1 protein-coding gene is annotated in these 1,757 nt (G+C 52.5%); it reads left to right on the forward strand.

Annotation, left to right across the window (positions count from 1 at the left end; translation table 11 throughout):
- Positions 1–240, forward strand: a 240-nt coding sequence (locus AB0J87_RS64375) for a hypothetical protein (RefSeq protein ID WP_363985919.1), incomplete at its 5' end; no start/stop codon positions are given.
- Positions 241–1,757 lie beyond the last annotated feature (1,517 nt).

Consider the following 1,757-nt stretch of genomic DNA (forward strand, 5'->3'; position numbering starts at 1 on the left):
GTTGTCCGCGTCTTGGACTTCGAAGGAGTAGAAGGGCAAGGACTCACGCCGGAAATCGCGCTACAGAGCGCCCAGGACGCCCTGCTGAGGCATCTCATGGTGGCCTTGCGTGACAAACGCCACGTACCAGCACCTGATCAGTACCTGGAACAGGTCGACGAGGCAGACATCATCATGCTGGATCCACTCTGCCTACTCTCAGAACAGTCAAAAGGGGGGGGTCACACTTTTTTGCAGTGATTGGGTGATCTTGAAAGTACGGGTAGCCAGGACAGACGCGGGATTCGGGCACTACATTGCCAATCCGGGGTGTGGCGAGGGGGAGGATCAGCACCTGGTCGTTTGGACTATATCGGCTTGTTCAACGGGTCTGTCACGAGGACGAACATTACTAGCTCACCAATGTTCGTTTCTGCTTACGGAGGCAATGGCTCCGGAGGAACCTGCGGGAATAGATATCAACTTTCTGCGGCTGTATTTTACGGAGGCTGGATTACAGTTGCAGGGTCAAGCCATACATACGATGTAGGTTCCAAATCGGATTCCATCGGTTTCATGGTGCCAGCGGGCAGTGCATATCAAGTGTCGTCCGCTCCATATACATGCGGCGCTGGACGAATCTATCTGGCTGAATTCACTCAGTGATCATCTTGCCAATCCGGTGTGTGGTCCAAGGTCGGTGGCGGACTTGATGGGCCGTATCGGGTAACCGGCTCTAATCTAGGGACGTGGGTAATATGCACCCTCAATTACGGCAGTGGAAACTCGAAGTCATTAACATTTAGCGGAGGGAACTGGTATTACTCCGGCTCTGGCACCCAAGTTGTCTACTGCTACCGTTAAAATTGTGTTTTGCCAATCCGGTGTGTGGAAATCCAACGGCGGGGGCGCTCCTACGTGTAAGGCATTCACGATACCCGGCTATTCGTCTAACGACGTAACGACTTACGCTTGCCCTGCCGGATATACGAAGATTGCCTGGGACACAACGGGAAGCGGGTGGAGGGGGAGCAGCACGCCCGGGATAATTATTGGACAGAATGACTATTCAACTATTTTCTGCTGCCAGTTCTAATTGCCAATCCGGGGTGTGGTTCAGGATGTATAAACCATCGTATGTCCTGACTAGAATTTCTTATGTAAACAATCAACCAGGAGCTAACGGATACGCGACCTGTGGAAGTGAGCCCGGAAAGGAGACTGGCTCTTTCCAGTGGTCGTTATCCTGCGGCAATCGAGCGTGCATGAGTTACGGATTCATAGCCGGCCAGGTACAGGAGTATGTCGTCCCCCAAGATGCTGCAGCCCTAACATGCTTTTAGTTCACTGTTTACGCTGCCCATAAGAAAGCCCCTTACCGGGGCTTTTTTATGGGAGGGTTTATTCGAATCTGGTGCACATGGACTTCGTGATGGTTGGCAAGCCTGTTAATAGCAAGTTGCTGTGCAATACCCGGTGCCCTGATCTTGGGCATAAGCCTGGAGAATCCAGTTTCCAGACGAGTCGTAGACCTTGCAGCCGAAGCCTGGATAGGTGCTTGCTACGTTTGTACCATGGTTTGAAGTTATGGTGCAGATCTTGTGGGCTCCGATATTAAGTGTTCCGCCCCAACCCCCTACACTTTTAGGGCGGTAATAAGAAGTTGAATACTCGCTTGGTGTCCCTAAGCCGCCATTGGATGTCCACACCCCGGATTGGCAAGATAGTGTGAGGCCAGCAGCGTTGCGGCCTACAAGGCCATTCGGAGAGCATCCGGC

Source organism: Nonomuraea sp. NPDC049625 (assembly GCF_040675285.1).
Taxonomy (GTDB): Bacteria; Actinomycetota; Actinomycetes; order Streptosporangiales; family Streptosporangiaceae; genus Nonomuraea; species Nonomuraea angiospora_A.